The organism is Cellulomonas fulva (assembly GCF_018531375.1).
Lineage (GTDB): Bacteria > Actinomycetota > Actinomycetes > Actinomycetales > Cellulomonadaceae > Cellulomonas > Cellulomonas fulva.
Genome location: NZ_JAHBOH010000001.1, coordinates 2,720,425 through 2,735,506, shown reverse-complemented (window position 1 = coordinate 2,735,506; position 15,082 = coordinate 2,720,425). Strand labels below are relative to the sequence as shown.

13 protein-coding genes and 1 tRNA gene are annotated in these 15,082 nt (G+C 73.5%); 3 read left to right on the top strand and 11 right to left on the bottom strand.

Annotation, left to right across the window (positions count from 1 at the left end):
- Positions 1-140: 140 nt before the first annotated feature.
- Both KIN34_RS12155 and KIN34_RS12150 read right to left on the bottom strand, forming a co-directional pair.
- Positions 141-1,430, bottom strand: a complete 1,290-nt coding sequence (locus KIN34_RS12155) for an ABC transporter substrate-binding protein (protein ID WP_214350865.1) — start codon at positions 1,428-1,430, stop codon at positions 141-143.
- 201 nt (positions 1,431-1,631) lie between these two features.
- Positions 1,632-2,315: an ANTAR domain-containing response regulator gene (locus KIN34_RS12150; protein ID WP_214350863.1), complete on the bottom strand. Its 684-nt coding sequence runs from the start codon at positions 2,313-2,315 to the stop codon at positions 1,632-1,634.
- Positions 2,316-2,444: 129 nt separating this feature from the next.
- Between KIN34_RS12150 and KIN34_RS12145 the strand changes: the two genes are divergently transcribed.
- Positions 2,445-2,518: transfer RNA gene (locus KIN34_RS12145), tRNA-Leu, on the top strand.
- Positions 2,519-2,525: 7 nt separating this feature from the next.
- Here the strand turns inward: KIN34_RS12145 and KIN34_RS12140 are convergent.
- The 9 genes from KIN34_RS12140 to KIN34_RS12100 all read right to left on the bottom strand — a co-directional run bounded on the left by KIN34_RS12140 (position 2,526) and on the right by KIN34_RS12100 (position 12,326).
- Positions 2,526-3,395 (bottom strand): shikimate dehydrogenase, encoded by an 870-nt coding sequence (locus KIN34_RS12140; RefSeq protein ID WP_214350861.1) that lies wholly within the window; start codon positions 3,393-3,395, stop codon positions 2,526-2,528.
- Positions 3,392-4,573 carry an endolytic transglycosylase MltG gene (mltG, locus tag KIN34_RS12135; RefSeq protein WP_214350859.1) on the bottom strand — a complete coding sequence of 394 codons (1,182 nt, stop codon included), beginning with the start codon at positions 4,571-4,573 and terminating at the stop codon, positions 3,392-3,394. The genes KIN34_RS12140 and mltG (KIN34_RS12135) overlap by 4 nt, the downstream gene beginning before the upstream one ends.
- A gap of 69 nt (positions 4,574-4,642) precedes the next feature.
- Positions 4,643-5,854 carry an endolytic transglycosylase MltG gene (gene mltG / locus KIN34_RS12130; RefSeq protein ID WP_307858208.1) on the bottom strand — a complete coding sequence of 404 codons (1,212 nt, stop codon included), beginning with the start codon at positions 5,852-5,854 and terminating at the stop codon, positions 4,643-4,645.
- Complete coding sequence (gene ruvX / locus KIN34_RS12125) at positions 5,851-6,438, bottom strand: Holliday junction resolvase RuvX (RefSeq protein WP_214350857.1); 588 nt, start codon at positions 6,436-6,438, stop codon at positions 5,851-5,853. Before ruvX ends, mltG (KIN34_RS12130) begins: the two co-directional genes overlap by 4 nt.
- Positions 6,439-6,440: 2 nt before the next feature.
- Positions 6,441-9,137, bottom strand: coding sequence for an alanine--tRNA ligase (gene alaS, locus KIN34_RS12120; RefSeq protein WP_214350855.1), 2,697 nt, complete (start codon positions 9,135-9,137; stop codon positions 6,441-6,443).
- Between the two features lie 106 nt (positions 9,138-9,243).
- The gene (locus KIN34_RS12115; protein ID WP_214350853.1) at positions 9,244-9,612 is read right to left on the bottom strand and encodes a hypothetical protein; all 369 of its coding nucleotides are present in this window, start codon (positions 9,610-9,612) and stop codon (positions 9,244-9,246) included.
- The gene (locus tag KIN34_RS12110) at positions 9,612-9,980 is read right to left on the bottom strand and encodes a DUF948 domain-containing protein (protein ID WP_214350851.1); all 369 of its coding nucleotides are present in this window, start codon (positions 9,978-9,980) and stop codon (positions 9,612-9,614) included. Before KIN34_RS12110 ends, KIN34_RS12115 begins: the two co-directional genes overlap by 1 nt.
- Before the next feature lie 119 nt (positions 9,981-10,099).
- A complete protein-coding gene (gene rpsD / locus KIN34_RS12105; RefSeq protein WP_214350848.1) occupies positions 10,100-10,726 on the bottom strand; it encodes a 30S ribosomal protein S4 in 627 nt (208 codons plus the stop codon).
- 229 nt (positions 10,727-10,955) lie between these two features.
- Positions 10,956-12,326 (bottom strand): replication-associated recombination protein A, encoded by a 1,371-nt coding sequence (locus tag KIN34_RS12100; RefSeq protein WP_214350845.1) that lies wholly within the window; start codon positions 12,324-12,326, stop codon positions 10,956-10,958.
- Between the two features lie 162 nt (positions 12,327-12,488).
- Here KIN34_RS12100 and KIN34_RS12095 point away from each other — a divergent pair, with 162 nt between their 5' ends.
- Together KIN34_RS12095 and KIN34_RS12090 are read left to right on the top strand one after the other, a co-directional pair.
- Positions 12,489-14,723, top strand: a complete 2,235-nt coding sequence (locus tag KIN34_RS12095) for an MMPL family transporter (protein WP_214350842.1) — start codon at positions 12,489-12,491, stop codon at positions 14,721-14,723.
- 4 nt (positions 14,724-14,727) lie between these two features.
- On the top strand, positions 14,728-15,072 hold the full coding sequence (locus KIN34_RS12090; RefSeq protein WP_214350839.1) for a hypothetical protein: 345 nt from the start codon (positions 14,728-14,730) through the stop codon (positions 15,070-15,072).
- The last annotated feature ends 10 nt before the right edge of the window (positions 15,073-15,082 follow it).

The window sequence follows — 15,082 nt, the reverse complement described above, 5'->3', positions numbered from 1 at the left end:
GGGCGCGGCGCCTCTTGCCGTCCGGACCGTGCCGCGCGCGCCGACGGCGCGCGCGGCCGCTCGTCGGACCTCTCACAGACGCTCGTCGGCCCCGGAGGTCGCGCGGACCTCCGGGGCCGACGAGCGGTCAGCAGCGCGGATCAGCCCTCGACGGAGCCCTCCACGGCCTTCTTCCAGGTGTTCGTGTTGTCGTCCTCGTACTGGTAGATCCCGATGAACGCCGACGACGGGTCGTTGTCCGCGTTGAACGGGCCCGCGCCGGACGCGGCCTCGTAGTCGATGTCCTCACCGGCGGTCACCAGGTCGGCGCACTCCTTGAAGCCGGTGCACTTCGTGCCGCCGTCGGCGCCCGAGACGGCCGCCATGTTCTCCTGGATGGTGGCGCCGTCGGTGCCGCCGCCCTTGAGCGCGGCGAGTGCGATGAGGATCGCGGCGTCGTACGACTCGGGGCCGTACGCGTAGTCCTTGAGGTCCGGGTCGACCTCGAGCATGCGCGCCTTGAACTCGTCGTTCGGGAACGCGCCGGGGATGGTGCCCTGCGACGTCCACGCCGCCAGCGTGCCGGACTCGAAGTCCTTCGAGTAGTCCGCGGTGTTGCCGTCGACCATGTAGACGCGGCCCTTGTACCCGGCGGCGACGAGCTCGGGGACGATCGACTTCGTCTGCTCGAAGGCGATGATCGCGATCGCGTCCGGGGCGCTGCCGCCGTTCGACGACATCACACCGGTGACGGGGTCGGCGAACGACGAGGCCGTGGGGTCGAACTCCTCGCCCTGGTTGCCGTACGTGACGGTCGCGCCGGCGGCCTCGACGGTGGACTTGACCACGTCACGCAGCGAGGTGCCGTACTCCTCGTTGAACACGAGGATGCCGAGGTTCTCGATGCCGTCCTCGAGGATCAGGTTGCCCAGCGCGGAGCCCTGGACGGTGTCCGGCGGCGCGGTGCGGAAGTAGAACGGGCTGTAGCCCGACAGGCTCGTCGCCGTGTTCGCGGGCGAGACCATGACGACCTCGGCGTTCGTGATGTCGTCGACCACGAGCTGGGTCACGGCGGACGATGCGGCACCGATGACAGCCTGGACACCCTGGCTCTGCAGGTCCGTCCACGACTGCGGGGCCACGTCGCCGTGGTCCGCGTCCGACGAGTCGGCGTGCTTCACGACGACGTCAGCGCCGTTGATGCCGCCGTTCTCGTTGATCTCCTTGACGGCGAGGTCGACGCCGGCGATCTCGGGCGGGCCGAGGTACGCGAGGGAGCCGGTCTGCGGCAGCAGGGTGCCGATCACCAGCGCGTCGCCGTCACCGCCGGCCGCAGGGCTGCCGGACGTGGTGTCGCCGGGATCGTCGTCCGACGAGCTGCAGGCGGTCAGGACGAGCGCGACGGCACCGGCAAGGGCAGCTGCCCTCATCGCGTGATGAGAACGGACCATGGGTTCCACCTCTCCGTGAGGAACGCGTCCGGGGGCCCGACGGCATCGGGTCCCCGTGCAATGTGACGCGACGGTAACCATGGTTTGTATCCGGGATGTGTCCGCCAAGGACATCCGGTGCTTCGTTGCCGATCTGTGACTAAAGTCCCGGCCGGACGCGTGCCTCGCGTCGCCGCGGACCGGGTCAGCGGACGGGACGGGTCAGGACCCGCCGCCGACCTGCTCGATGACCGCGTCGGCGACCTCGCGCATCGTCAGGCGACGGTCCATCGACGTCTTCTGGATCCACCGGAACGACTCCGGCTCGGTGAGGCCCATCTTCGTCATGAGCAGACCCTTGGCCCGGTCCACACGCTTGCGCGTCTCGAACCGCTCGGCGAGGTCGGCGACCTCCGACTCGAGAGCGCTGATCTGCGAGTACCGCGAGATCGCGATCTCCACGGCCGGCAGCAGGTCCGCGGGGCTGAACGGCTTGACTACATACGCCATGGCGCCCGCGTCCCGCGCGCGCTCGACGAGCTCGGTCTGGGAGAACGCCGTGAGCAGGACAACCGGCGCCAGGTGCTCCTTGGCGATCCGCTCCGCGGCGGAGATCCCGTCGAGGACCGGCATCTTGACGTCCATCACGACCACGTCGGGCTTCAGCTCGGTCGCGAGCGCGACCGCCTGCTCGCCGTCCCCGGCCTCGCCGACGACGTCGAACCCGCCGTCGCGGAGCGTCTCCACGACGTCCATGCGGATCAGCGCCTCGTCCTCCGCGACGACGGCGCGGCGCAGCGGCCGACCGCTCGGCGCCGGACGGTCGTCGTCGGCAGCGGGCGCGGCGGTCAGGTCGAGGGCGTCGGGGGTCGCCGTCGTGGTCTCGGGGGTGGCGTCCTTGGTCACGAGGCACAGCGTAGTGCGCCAACCACTCCAGTCAGGGTCTGTGGCGGGTGTGAGTCCCTTCACGCACAGGATGTTCACGCCGCCCGGCCCGACCGGCGTCACGGCGGCCGCCGGATATGCTGGCGCGCGGCCCCGATAGCCCAACCGGCAGAGGCGTTCGGCTCAAACCCGATCCAGTGTGGGTTCGAATCCCACTCGGGGCACCCTCGCTCAGGCGGTCAGCGCATCTTCGAGCGCGGCGTCCATGGCGTCGACCGGCGCGGTCCGTCCCGTCATCAGGCGGACCTGCTCGGCGGCCTGGTGCAGCAGCATCCGCTCGCCGCCGACCGTCGTCCCGCCCAGGCGCGCCCACGCCGCCTGGAGCGCGGTCGGGCGCGGGTCGTAGGCCACGTCGAGCAGCACGCCCGCCGGCGCGGTGGCGAGGTCGGCGGCCAGCCCGTCCGCGGCGTGCGGCGGGAGCGTCGACACGACCACGTCGGCGCGCGGCAGCAGCGCCGCGGCCTCGTCGAGCGAGCGGAACGACGGCTCGACGCCCATCCGGTGCGCGGCACGCATGAGCCCGCCGGCGCGCGCCATCGAGCGCACCAGGACGACGGGCGTCGGGCAGCCCAGCTCGGCGAGCGCCGCGAGCGTCGAGGCCGCGGTGGCGCCGGCGCCGAGCACCAGCGCCGAGCCGACCGGTCGCGCGGCGTCATCCCCGTCCGGGCGCGGGCCCAGGCCCTCGCCCAGCGCGGTGACCAGCCCGTAGACGTCCGTATTGGCGCCGACGAGCGTGCGCGCACGGCCCGTGCCCTGCGGCAGGACGGTGTTGACGGCGCCCACGACCTGCGCGAGCGGCTCGACGTGGTCGAGCAGCGGCAGGACCGCGTGCTTGAGCGGCATCGTCAGGCTCAGCCCTGCCCACTCGTCGGACAGGCCCGCGACGAATGCCGCGAGCTCGTCCTCCGTCACGTCGTGCGCGTCGTACGACCAGCCGCCCAGGCCGAGCGCGGCATACGCCGCCCGGTGCAGGCGCGGCGAGAGCGAGTGCGCGATCGGGTGGCCGAGCACGGCGGCCCGGCGAGCGTCCGGGGCGCTCACTCGTCCCCGTGCTCCTCGATCCAGGCGTTGAGCTTGGCGACGCACGCGTTGTGGTCGTCGATCGTCACGCCGAACTCGGTCTCCCCGGTCTCCAGGTTGACGGTGCACCAGAAGATCCAGTCGCCGTCCGCGGGGTCCATGACCGCCTCGATCGACTTCTTCCCCGGAGCGGCGATCGGCGTGGGCGGCAGCCCGGCGTGCTGGTAGAGGTTGTAGGGGTTGCTCGCGTCGTCGAGCATCGCCTGCGTCAGCTCCGTGCCGGAGACGCCGGCGCCGTACGCGACCGACGCGTCGATGCGCAGGAGCTCGCCGACGTCGAGCCGGTTCTCGATCGCGCGGGCCATCTTCGGGCGATCCTCGTCGTGCTTGGCCTCGCGCTCGACCAGCGACGCCTTGATGAGCACGTCCTCCCACTGGTCCTTCGGGGCGCCCGCGCCCTCGAGCGCGTCGACCGTCGCCGAGGTCATCTGCCGGAGCAGGTCGGTCGCGCCGTCGTCGGGCTGGACCTCGTACGTCGCCGGGAAGAGCCAGCCCTCGACCTCGCCGCCCGCCTGCTCGGGCAGGCCGAACGAGTCGGGGTCCTTGACCGCGGCCTGGAGGTCCTTGAGCGGGATCGACGTCTTCTCGCTGATCCGCGTGACGATCTGCTTGACCGTCAGCCCCTCCGGGATCGTCACCTTGGTCTGGAGCTTGCTCGCGGGGTTCAGCAGCGCGTCGACGGCGTCCGCCGCCGGCATCTCGAGCAGCAGCTGGTACGTCCCGGGCTGGATCCCGGTCGCGGCGGGGTTCGCCCCGTAGGCCGCGACGAACGCCGACGCCGACGCGACCACGCCCGCGTCCTCGAGGGTCTGGCCGATGGCCTGGCCGCTGTCGCCGGGGCTGACGACGACCTGTGCGCTGCCGTGCCCGGGACCCGGGAAGTCGGCGCCCGTCGTCGCCGCCGGCTTGCCCGACCCGCCGAAGACGTCGTCGATCGAGGACCAGACGACGTAGCCCGCAGCGACGAGCAGCGCGAGCACCACGATCACGACCCACGTCGTGCGGCGCCGCTGCGCCTGCCGCTGCCGGGCCTCACGCCCCCGCTCGCGCGAGCGGCGCGGAGGCTGCTGCGGCGCCGGCGGGGGCGACGGCTCGCCGGCACCGGTCGGTGCCCACCACTGCGTCTGGCTGTCGCTCACGTTCGCCTCTCCACGTCATCGTGCGTGCCCCCCGCCCGGACCATGGTGGCCTGCAGGAGAGGGTACGGGTCAGTCCTGGTCCGCGTCCTCGTTCTCCGCCTGCCACGCCCGGAGCTTCTCGACGTTCTCGAGGTGCTCGTCGTACGTGTCGGCGAACAACGTCTCACCGGTGTCGAGGTCGACGGTGACCCAGAACAGCCAGCTCCCGGCCGCCGGGTGCAGCACGGCGTCGATGGACGCCTCCCCCGGCGACGCGATCGGCGTGGGCGGCAGCCCGTAGCTCGTGTACGTGTTGTAGGGGTTCGACGCGTCCTCGATCATCGCCGTCGTGGGCGCGCCCGTCGTGCCCGCGCCGTAGGACACGGTCGAGTCGATCTCGAGCGGCTGGTCGATCGCGAGGCGGTTCTCGATGGCGCGGGCGATCTTCGGCCGGTCCTCGTCGAGCTTCCCCTCGCGCTCCACGAGCGAGGCCTTGATGAGCACGTCCTGCCGCTCGGCCCGGGGCACGTGCTTGGCCTCGAGCACGGCGACGGTCTTGGCGACGAGCTCGCCCAGGACGTCCTCGGCCGACGCGTCCGGCGCGACCTCGTACGTCGCGGGGTAGAGCCAGCCCTCGACCTTGCCGCCGGCCTCCGCGGGCAGGCCGATCGCCTCGGCGTCCTTCGCCGCGTCCTGCAGCTCCTGCAGCGGGATCGTCGTCTTCTCGCTCACCTTGGCGAGGATCTGCTCGGCCAGCAGGCCCTCCGGGATGGTGACGCGCAGCGACGCCTTGCTCGCGGGGTTCAGCAGCGCCGTCACGGCGTCGGCGGCGGGCATCTCCAGCAGCAGCCGGTACGTGCCGGGCTGGATCGACGTGGCGTCGGCGTTCGCGGCGAACGCCGCGGCGAACGTCGCCGCGTCGGCGACCACGCCGGCGTCCGTCAGCACGCGCCCGATCTCCGCCCCGCTCGCGCCCTTCTCGATCGTCACGGTCGCGGAGCCGTGGCCCGGACCCGTGAAGTCGTCCGACGCGGCGACCGAGGCGGTCGGCTCGTCGCCGCCGCCGGGGCGCACGTCGAGCAGCGACGCGACGACGTAGCCGGCACCGAGCACCAGCGCGAGCACGACGAGCACGACGACGAGCGAGCGCCGACGCTGCGCCCGGCGGGCGCGCGCGGCGCGGGCCCGGCCCGCGGGTCGCTCACGCCGCTGCGGCGCGGGGTCCTGGCCGAGGACGTTGGTGTCCTCGGTCCGGTCGCCCGTCCACCACAGGGTGTCCGTCGTGCCCTGGCTGTCGTTCACGAGTGCGTAGCTCCACCGTCGTCCGTCGGTCCGCCCGCAGCCCCCTGACGCGTCCCGTCGAGCTCCGGGGCGACCTCGACCCGTTCTCCGGGACGACGCCCCGTCGCACGCTCGGCGTCCAACGCGTACTGCAGGATCACCACCGCCGCGGCCTGGTCGACCACGTCACGGTGATGGCGACCGGATCGGCCGGCCGCGTGCAGCGCCTGATGCGCGGACACCGTGCTCATCCGTTCATCGACCAGCCGCACCGGGACGGGTGCGACGGCCTGCGCCAGCATGTCAGCGTAACCGCGTGCCGCGGCAGAAGAGGGACTTTCCGCCCCTGACAGGTGCCTCGGCAACCCGACGTACACACACTCCGCACATCGTTCGCGCGCCTCCCGCACGATCCGCGCGAGGTCCTTGGGCAGCCGTCCGGGCCGTCGCCGCAAGTCGCGCGGCAGCGTCTCCACCGGGGTCGCGACGAGCCCGTCCGGGTCGCTCGCCGCGAGCCCGACGCGGACCGTGCCGACGTCGACGGCGAGGCGCGGGCCGCGCACGACCTCGTCGCGCGCGGCCCGGCTCGCGTCGGACGGTGCCACGGTCAGCCCGCGACGGCCGTCGCCACCGCCGCCAGGGCCGCACCCAGCTGCGCCGCGTCGGCGCCACCGCCCTGCGCGAGGTCGTCCTTGCCGCCGCCCCCGCCACCGAGGACCTGGGACGCGGTGCGCACCAGCGCGCCGGCCTTGAGGCCGGCCTCCCGGGCCGCGGCGTTCGTCGCGACGACGACGACGGGACGGCCCTTGCTCACGGCACCGACCGCGACGACGACGGGCGCGGCCTCGCCGAGCCTCGACCGCACGTCGAGCACCAGCGTGCGCACGTCGTCGGGCGACTGCTCCCCCGCGTCGTGCGTCACGACGCGCGCCGAGCCGACCTGCTGCGCGTTCGACGCCAGCGAGCCGGCAGCCGCCAGCACCTGCGCCTGCCGCAGCGAGGCGAGCTCCTTCTCCGACTCCTTGAGGCGGGTCATCAGGCCCGAGACCCGCTCGGCGAGCTCGTCGGGACGCGCACCCAGGAGGCCGGAGAGCTGCCCGACGAGGGCGCGCTCCTTCGCCTGGTACCCGTACGCGCCGGAACCCACGAGCGCGTCGACGCGGCGCACGCCGGACCCGATCGCGGACTCCGAGAGCAGCGTGACCAGGCCGAGCTCGCCCGACCGCCTGACGTGCGTGCCCGCGCACAGCTCGAGCGACCAGTCGCCGCCGATCGACACCACGCGCACCTCGTTGCCGTACTTCTCGCCGAACAGCGCCATCGCGCCCATCGCGCGCGCCTCGTCGATCTGCTTGATCGAGTCGGTGACCTCCAGGTCGTCGCGCAGCCGCTCGTTCACGCGCGCCTCGATCTCGGCGACGACCGTCGCCGGGGTCGCCGACGGCGAGCGGAAGTCGAACCGCAGCCGGCTGGGCGCGTTCAGGGAGCCGGCCTGCGTGGCGCTCTCGCCCAGGGACTCGTGCAGCGCCTTGTGGACCAGGTGCGTCGCGGTGTGGGCGCGCGCGATCGCCTGCCGGCGCGCGGTGTCGATCGCGGCCGTGCCCGCGGCGCCGAGCGTGATCGTGCCGTCCACGAGCCGGCCGTGGTGCACCGACAGCCCCTTGATGGGCGCCTGCACGTCGTCGACCTCGATGCGGCCGCCCTCGTCGAGCACGATCGTGCCGGTGTCCGCCTGCTGGCCCCCGGACTCCGCGTAGAACGGCGTGACGTCCAGCACCACCTCGACGTCGGCCGGCGCGGTCGCGGTCGGCACCGGGACGCCGTCGACGAGCAGGCCCACGACCTTCGAGCGCGCCTGCGCGTCGGTGTAGCCGACGAAGGTCACGGGCTTCGCGACCGTCTCCGAGAGCACCGCGTGCAGGTCCTGGTACGCCGCGATGTCGGCGTGGCCCGCACGCTTGGCCATCGCGTCCGCCCGGGCGCGGGCGCGCTGCTCCGCCATGAGGGTCGTGAACGCCTCACGGTCGACGTCCACACCGTGCTCCTGCGCCATCTCGAGCGTCAGGTCGATCGGGAAGCCGTAGGTGTCGTGGAGCTGGAACGCGTCCGCCCCGGACAGCAGCGGCCGCGCGTCCGGGACCGGGGGCGCGGTGCGCTTCGCGCTCGCGACCGCGGTGTCCAGGATGGTCGTCCCCGCAGCGAGGGTGCGGCGGAACGCGTCCTCCTCGGCGTACGCGACCTGGCTGATCCGCTCGAAGTCGCGCTGCAGCTCCGGGTACGACGCGCTCATCGCGTCGCGGCTCATGGGGAGCAGCGTGGGTAGCGCCGGGTCCTCGACGCCGAGCAGCCGCATCGCGCGGATCGACCGGCGCAGCAGACGGCGCAGCACGTAGCCGCGGCCCTCGTTGGACGGCGTGACGCCGTCGCCCATGAGCATGAGGCCCGAGCGCACGTGGTCCGCGACCACGCGCATGCGCACGTCGTCGTCGTGGTCCGCGCCGTACCGCTTGCCGGACAGCGCCACGGCGCCGTCGATGACCGGCCGGACCTCGTCGATCTCGTACATGTTGTCGACGCCCTGCAGCAGGTAGGCGACGCGCTCGAGACCCATGCCCGTGTCGATGTTCTTCTGCTTGAGCTCGCCCAGCAGCGGGAAGCCGTCCTTGGTCCCGCCGTTGTCGCGCTCGTACTGCATGAACACGAGGTTCCAGATCTCGAGGTAGCGGTCCTCGTCCACGACCGGGCCGCCCTCGGCGCCGTACTGCGGCCCCCGGTCGACGTAGATCTCCGAGCACGGGCCGGCCGGGCCGCGCGCGCCCGTCGACCAGAAGTTGTCCCGCATCCCGCGGCGCTGGATCCGCTCGTCGGGCAGGCCGGCGATGCGCTTCCACAGCGCCGCCGCCTCGTCGTCGTCGTGGAAGACGGTCACCCAGATCGACTCGGGGTCGAAGCCGTAGCCGCCGTCGGCCTGGCTGCCCGTGACGAGCTCCCAGGCGTAGGTGATCGCCCCCTCCTTGAAGTAGTCGCCGAAGGAGAAGTTGCCGTTCATCTGGAAGAACGTGCCGTGCCGCGTGGTCTTGCCGACCTCCTCGATGTCGAGGGTGCGCACACACTTCTGCACGCTCGTGGCGCGCGGCCACGGCGGCGTCTGCTCCGCCAGCATGTACGGGATGAACGGCACCATGCCCGCGATCACGAACAGCGTGGACGGGTCGGGCGAGATGAGCGGGGCCGAGGGCACGACGGCATGCCCGCGCTCGGAGAAGTAGTCGAGCCAGCGCTGGCGGATCTCAGCGGTACGCATGGTGTCCTCGTCGATGTCCTGGAGATGTCCGGGCCGGTCGCGGCCCGGTGGTCGTGGTGGTCGAGCCGGCCGCTGTGCGGCAGTTCGACGTGGTGCGGGGCACGGGTCAGAAGAAGGCGGCTTCGCCGTCGTCGTCAGGGTCGTCGAGCGGTCCGGCCCAGCCGCCCGGGACCGGGGTCCCGCCGCGCCGGCCGCTCCACGCGGCTCGCAGCTCCTCGACGTGCCGGCCCTGGTTCGCCCGGGCCTCGTCGACGTCGACGTCACCGACCAGCTGGTGGCGGAGCTGGGCCTCCCGCTCGGCCATGCCGGCGACGAACTCGTGCCGGGCGGTGCCGAGCGCACGCGTGATCGCCGTGGCGCCCTCGACGACGTCGGTGGTGCCCTCCGGCAGGTACGCGACCGCGAGGTCCCGGCCCTTGCGCACCACGACGACGGTGGCGACCACGCCGACCCCGACCCAGAACAGGCGCCGCATCAGCGGCCCTTGCGGGCGCCGGCCGCCAGTCCGCCGAACGCGCGGCGGACGCCGTAGGAGAACGCGGCGACCTTGACCATCGGGCTGCCGACGGTCGCCGCGAACAGCGCGGTGAGCGCGGAGACGTTCTGCGACACCTGCGCGGCAGCGGTCGTCACCTTGTCGACGTTGTCGAGCTGCACGTTCGACGAGGCGACGAGCTGCGCGGTCTCGTCGAGCACCGGGACGGTGTGGTCCGTGAGCTCCTTGACGGAGTCACGCGCCTCGTCCAGCACCTTGCCGAGCTTGAGCAGCGGCACCGCGCACAGCCCCACGAGCAGCACGAACGCGATGGCCGCGACGAGCCCCGCGACGTCCGAGACCGACATCCCACGTCCTCACTACCCGGTGTACCTGCGCCTGACGGTGAAACCCTACCCGCGCGCCCCGCGGACGACAGAACCCCGCCGCGCGAGGCGCGACGGGGCTCCGAACGGGACCGGGTGGGTCAGCGGGCGTAGTACTCCACGACCAGCTGGACCTCGCAGGTCACGGGGACCTCGGCGCGCTTCGGCTCACGGACCAGCACGGCCGTCAGCTTCTCGAGCTGGACGTCCAGGTAGCCCGGGACGGCCGGCAGCACGTCGCGGTGCGCACCGGCGGCGGCCACCTGGAACGGCGTGGTGGCCTGGCTCTTCGGCTTGACCTGGATGGTCTGGCCCGGCTTCACGCGGAAGGAGGGGCGGTCGACGATCTGGCCGTCGACGAGGATGTGGCGGTGCACCACGATCTGGCGCGCCTGCAGGATCGTGCGGCCGAAGCCGGCGCGCAGGACGAGCGCGTCGAGACGGGTCTCGAGGATCTCGACGAGCGCCTCACCGGTCAGGCCCGGGGCCTTGCGGGCGTCCTGGTAGGCACGGGCGAGCTGCTTCTCGCGCAGCGCGTACTGCGCACGCAGGCGCTGCTTCTCGCGCAGCCGGACCGCGTAGTCCGACTCGGTGCGACGACGCGCGCGGCCGTGCTCACCGGGCGGGTAGGGACGCTTCTCGAAGTGCTTGACGGCCTTGGGCGTCAGGGCCAGGCCGAGGGCGCGGCTCAGGCGGACCTGGCGACGCGAGCGGGTCACACTGCTCACAGCTGTACTTCCTGTCGTGTTGACGTCACGCCGGCCGGACGGCGTCCGGGGCGTGGGGCCGACCTTCGAGGGAACGGCCGCGGTCAGCTGGTGACGACGCGTCCGGTTCCTGGCTAGGGCCCCAGGTGGTCGGTGCGGCACCCACGGGTGCTGCACGACCGTGACACCTTACCCGCTGAGGCGCCCTCCGGCCGAATCGCCGAGCATCCACCGCTCGGCGACTCCCCGGTCAGGCGGGCCCGAGCAGCTGGCGGATGCGGTCGAGGCGGTCGGTGACCTGACGCTCGAAGCCCCGGTCGGTGGGCTCGTAGTACCGCTGGCCCTGCAGCTCGTCGGGCAGGTACTGCTGCGACGCGACGCCGTGCGGCTCGTCGTGCGAGTAGACGTAGCCCTTGCCGTGGCCGTGCTGGGCGGCGCCCGGGTAGTGCGCGTCCCGCAGGTGGGTCGGCACCGAGCCGATCCGGCCCGCGCGGACGTCCGCCAGCGCACGGTCGATGCCGACGTAGGCCGCGTTGGACTTGGGCGCCGTCGCCAGGTGGACGACGGCCTCGGCCAGCACGATGCGCGCCTCGGGCATGCCGATCAGCTGCACCGCCTGCGCCGCCGCGACCGCGGTCTGCAGCGCGCTCGGGTCCGCCATCCCGACGTCCTCGGCGGCCGAGATCACGATCCGGCGCGCGATGAACCGCGGGTCCTCCCCCGCCGCGATCATCCGCGCCAGGTAGTGCAGCGCGGCGTCGACGTCGGACCCGCGCACCGACTTGATGAACGCGCTGATGACGTCGTAGTGCTGGTCGCCGTCGCGGTCGTAGCGGACCGCCGCGACGTCGATCGCGCGCTCCATGGTGGCGAGGTCCACCGCCGCCGGCCCGTCCTCGCCCGTCGCGCCGGACAGCGCCGCGCCCGCGGCGGCCTCGAGGATCGTCAGCGCCTTGCGCGCGTCCCCGCCGGCCAGGCGCAGCAGGTGCTCCTCCGCCTCGGGCTCGAGCCGGACCGCCTCCCCCAGGCCGCGCTCGTCGGCGACCGCGCGCCGGACCAGCGCGCGGACGTCCTCCACGTCCAGCGGCTGCAGCGTGAGCAGGAGCGAGCGGGACAGCAGCGGCGAGTTCACCGAGAAGGACGGGTTCTCCGTCGTGGCGGCGACGAGCGTGACCCAGCGGTTCTCGACGCTCGGGAGCAGCGCGTCCTGCTGGGCCTTGGTGAAGCGGTGCACCTCGTCGATGAAGAGCACCGTCTCGCCGCCGTCCGTCGCCAGGCGGCGACGGGCGTCGTCGACCACGGCGCGCACGTCCTTGACCCCGGCCGTCACGGCGGACAGCTCGACGAACCGACGGCCCGACGAGGTGGCGACCAGGTAGGCCAGGGTCGTCTTCCCGGTCCCGGGCGGACCCCAGAGCACGACCGACGAGGGCGCCGCGCGCCGCTCCGCCTCCCCCGCCGGCTCGACGAGCCGGCGCAGGGGCGAGCCCGCGACGAGCAGGTGCGCCTGACCCGCGACCTCGTCCAGCGAGCGCGGGCGCATCCGGACCGCGAGCGGCGCGCCCGCGCCGGCGAGCGGGACGCCCGCCGCCGTGGACGACACCGCGTCGAACAGGTCCATGCGCGCAGCGTACGTCGGCCTGCCGACACCGCCGCGCCCACCCGGCGCGCACCCGGCGCACCCCCGGCGCACCCCCGGCGCGAGGATGCCGTCCGTGGGCGGGCACGGCCCCGCCGACGCCGCGGTGTGCGCGCACGCGCAGCGACCTGCGACGATGACCGCGTGTTCGCACGTCTCGGGCGCCTCGTCGCGCACCACCCACGCGTCACCGTCGTCGTGTGGATCGTCCTGACCGTCGTCGGCTACGCCTTCGCGGTCCAGGGCGTCCACGGCGAGTCCCTGTTCGACCGCCTCAGCACGGGGCAGCCGGAGGCACCGGGCTCGGAGAGCGCGCAGGCGCGCGCGATCCTCGAGGAGGCCGACGAGTCCGGCACCTCCCTCACGCTCGTGCTGTCGGGCGTCGACCCCGCGGACCCCGACGTCGCGACCGCGCTCGCGCCCGCACGCGACGACGTCGCCGCGATCCCCGGGGTCGCGTCGGTGATCGACCCGTTGGTGCTGCCGGACGGGGTCGAGAACCCCGCCGCGGCGCCCCTCGTCGCGCAGGACGGCGACGGCTTCCTCATGGTGGTCGACCTCGACCCGACGCTCTCCGACGAGGCGCACGCCGAGACCGTCGACGCCGTCACGGAGCGACTCGGCCAGGTGCCGGACGACCTGGGCGACGTCGCGCCCGACGTGACGGGCATCGTCGGCGGGACGCCGCTGATCGTCGACGAGATCACCTCTCAGGTCGAGGAGGACCTGCGCACCGGCGAGGCCATCGCGCTGCCGATCGCCCTGCTCGTCATGGTCCTGGTGTTCGGCGGCTTCCTGGCCGCGGCGATGCCGATGGCCGGCGCGGTCGCGTCGATCGCCGGCGGGCTCGCGACCGTGCTCGCGCTGACCTACCTCATGGACGTCGAGTCGTCCGTGGTGAACGTGGTGACGGTGCTCGGCCTCGGGCTCTCGATCGACTACGGCCTGCTGATCGTCTCGCGGTTCCGGGAGGAGCTGCACGCGCTCGTCGACCACGACGAGGGCCGTTCCGCCCGACGCCGCCGCGGGGACGGCGCCGTCGTCACGGCGGTGGAGCGGGCCATGGCCACCGCGGGCCGCACGGTCGCGTTCTCGGCGGTGACCGTCGCGATCGCGGTCGCCTCGCTCCTGGTGTTCAGCCCGCAGATCCTGCGCGCGATCGGCGCCGCGGGCTGCGCGGTCATCCTGGTCGCGGTCGCGACCGCCCTCACGCTCGTCCCCGCGCTGCTCACCCTGGCGGGCCGGCGGCTCCTCAGGCCCGGCCTCCTGGCGCGCGTCCCCTTCCTGCGCCCCGTGCTCGCGCGCACCGCCGACGTCCAGGCCGAGGAGGGCGTGTTCTCCCGGCTCGTCGGGCGCGTGCAGCGCCATCCCTGGCTGGTCACCGCGGGAGCGGTGGCGCTGCTGGGCGTGCTGGCCGCGCCGCTCGCGCACCTCGAGCTGCGCGGCTCGACGACCGCGCTCCTGCCCGAGAGCAGCACGCAGCGCCAGTTCCTGGACGTCCTCGCCGAGCAGTACCCCGCGTCGACGAGTCCCGACATCACGGTCGTGACCGAGGCGACGATGGCGGACGCCACCGCCTGGGCGGACGAGCTCGCCGCGCTCGACGACGTGGCGTCCGTCGACCCGCCCGCGGTCGTCGGCTCGTACGTCGTGATCGGGGTCCGCCCCGCCACGGACGACCCCGGCGGCGAGGTCGCCCGCGGCGTCGTCGAGGAGATCCGTGGGCTCGACCCGGCCTTCCCGACGTGGGTCGCGGGCCAGGCCGCGTCGCAGACGGACTTCGTCGCCGCACTCGCCGACGGCGCGCCGTGGGCCGCGCTGATCGTCGTCCTCGCGACGTTCGTCCTGCTGTTCCTCATGACCGGCTCGTTCGTGATCCCCGTCAAGGCGCTGCTCACCAACGTGCTCTCGCTGGCCGCGTCGCTCGGCGTGCTCGTCTGGGTGTTCCAGGACGGCCACCTCGAGTCGCTTCTCGGGTTCACGTCCGCCGGCGGCATCGAGACGTACGTCCTCGCCCTCGTGATCGCCTTCGGCTTCGGCCTCGCGATGGACTACGAGGTGTTCCTGCTCTCGCGCATCAAGGAGCTGCACGACGAGGGCCGCCCGACGTCCGAGGCGGTGCGGCTCGGGCTGCAGCGGTCGGGCCGGATCATCACCTCGGCCGCCGCGATCATCGTCGTCGTGTTCGCCGGGTTCGTCGCGGGCGAGCTGCTGGTCATCAAGGAGGTCGGCTTCGCGCTCGCCGTCGCCGTGCTCATCGACGCCACGGTCGTGCGGCTCCTGCTGGTGCCCGCGACGATGACGGTCCTGGGCCGGCTCAACTGGTGGGCTCCCGGCTGGGCGAAGCGACTGCACGCGCGCGTCGAGATCACCCACTGACCCCGTGCGCCCCCTCGAGCCCCGCCCCGACGTGGCGCCCGCACCGGACGCCGACCCGCGACGCGCGGCCGGCTGGGGCGCTGCGGCCGTGGTGCTCGTGGTGCTGACCGCGAGCCACGTCCTCTTCCTGGTCAGCACCGCGCGGCACGGCGAGTCCGGCATGGCGTTCTCGTGGTTCGTGACCGCGCTGCTCACACCGGTGCTCGGTCTCGCCGCGTGGCGGTGCGCGCGTCGCTCGCTCGCCGCGGCTCGTCGGCCCACCCCAGGTCCGCCGGACCCCGCGGCCGAGGCCCCTGGGCGTCACGAGTCCCTGCGGCCCGATGCGCCACCGACGCCGCGGCGGTGGTAGCCGCGCCGGT

Bases quoted from the DNA above. Each gene is read 5' to 3' on its own strand.
- alaS (WP_214350855.1), bottom strand. From the start codon at position 9,137: ATGCGTACCGCTGAGATCCGCCAGCGCTGGCTCGACTACTTCTCCGAG.
- KIN34_RS12100 (WP_214350845.1), bottom strand. From the start codon at position 12,326: ATGGACCTGTTCGACGCGGTGTCGTCCACGGCGGCGGGCGTCCCGCTC.
- KIN34_RS12110 (WP_214350851.1), bottom strand. From the start codon at position 9,980: ATGTCGGTCTCGGACGTCGCGGGGCTCGTCGCGGCCATCGCGTTCGTG.
- KIN34_RS12155 (WP_214350865.1), bottom strand. From the start codon at position 1,430: ATGGTCCGTTCTCATCACGCGATGAGGGCAGCTGCCCTTGCCGGTGCC.
- KIN34_RS12115 (WP_214350853.1), bottom strand. From the start codon at position 9,612: ATGCGGCGCCTGTTCTGGGTCGGGGTCGGCGTGGTCGCCACCGTCGTC.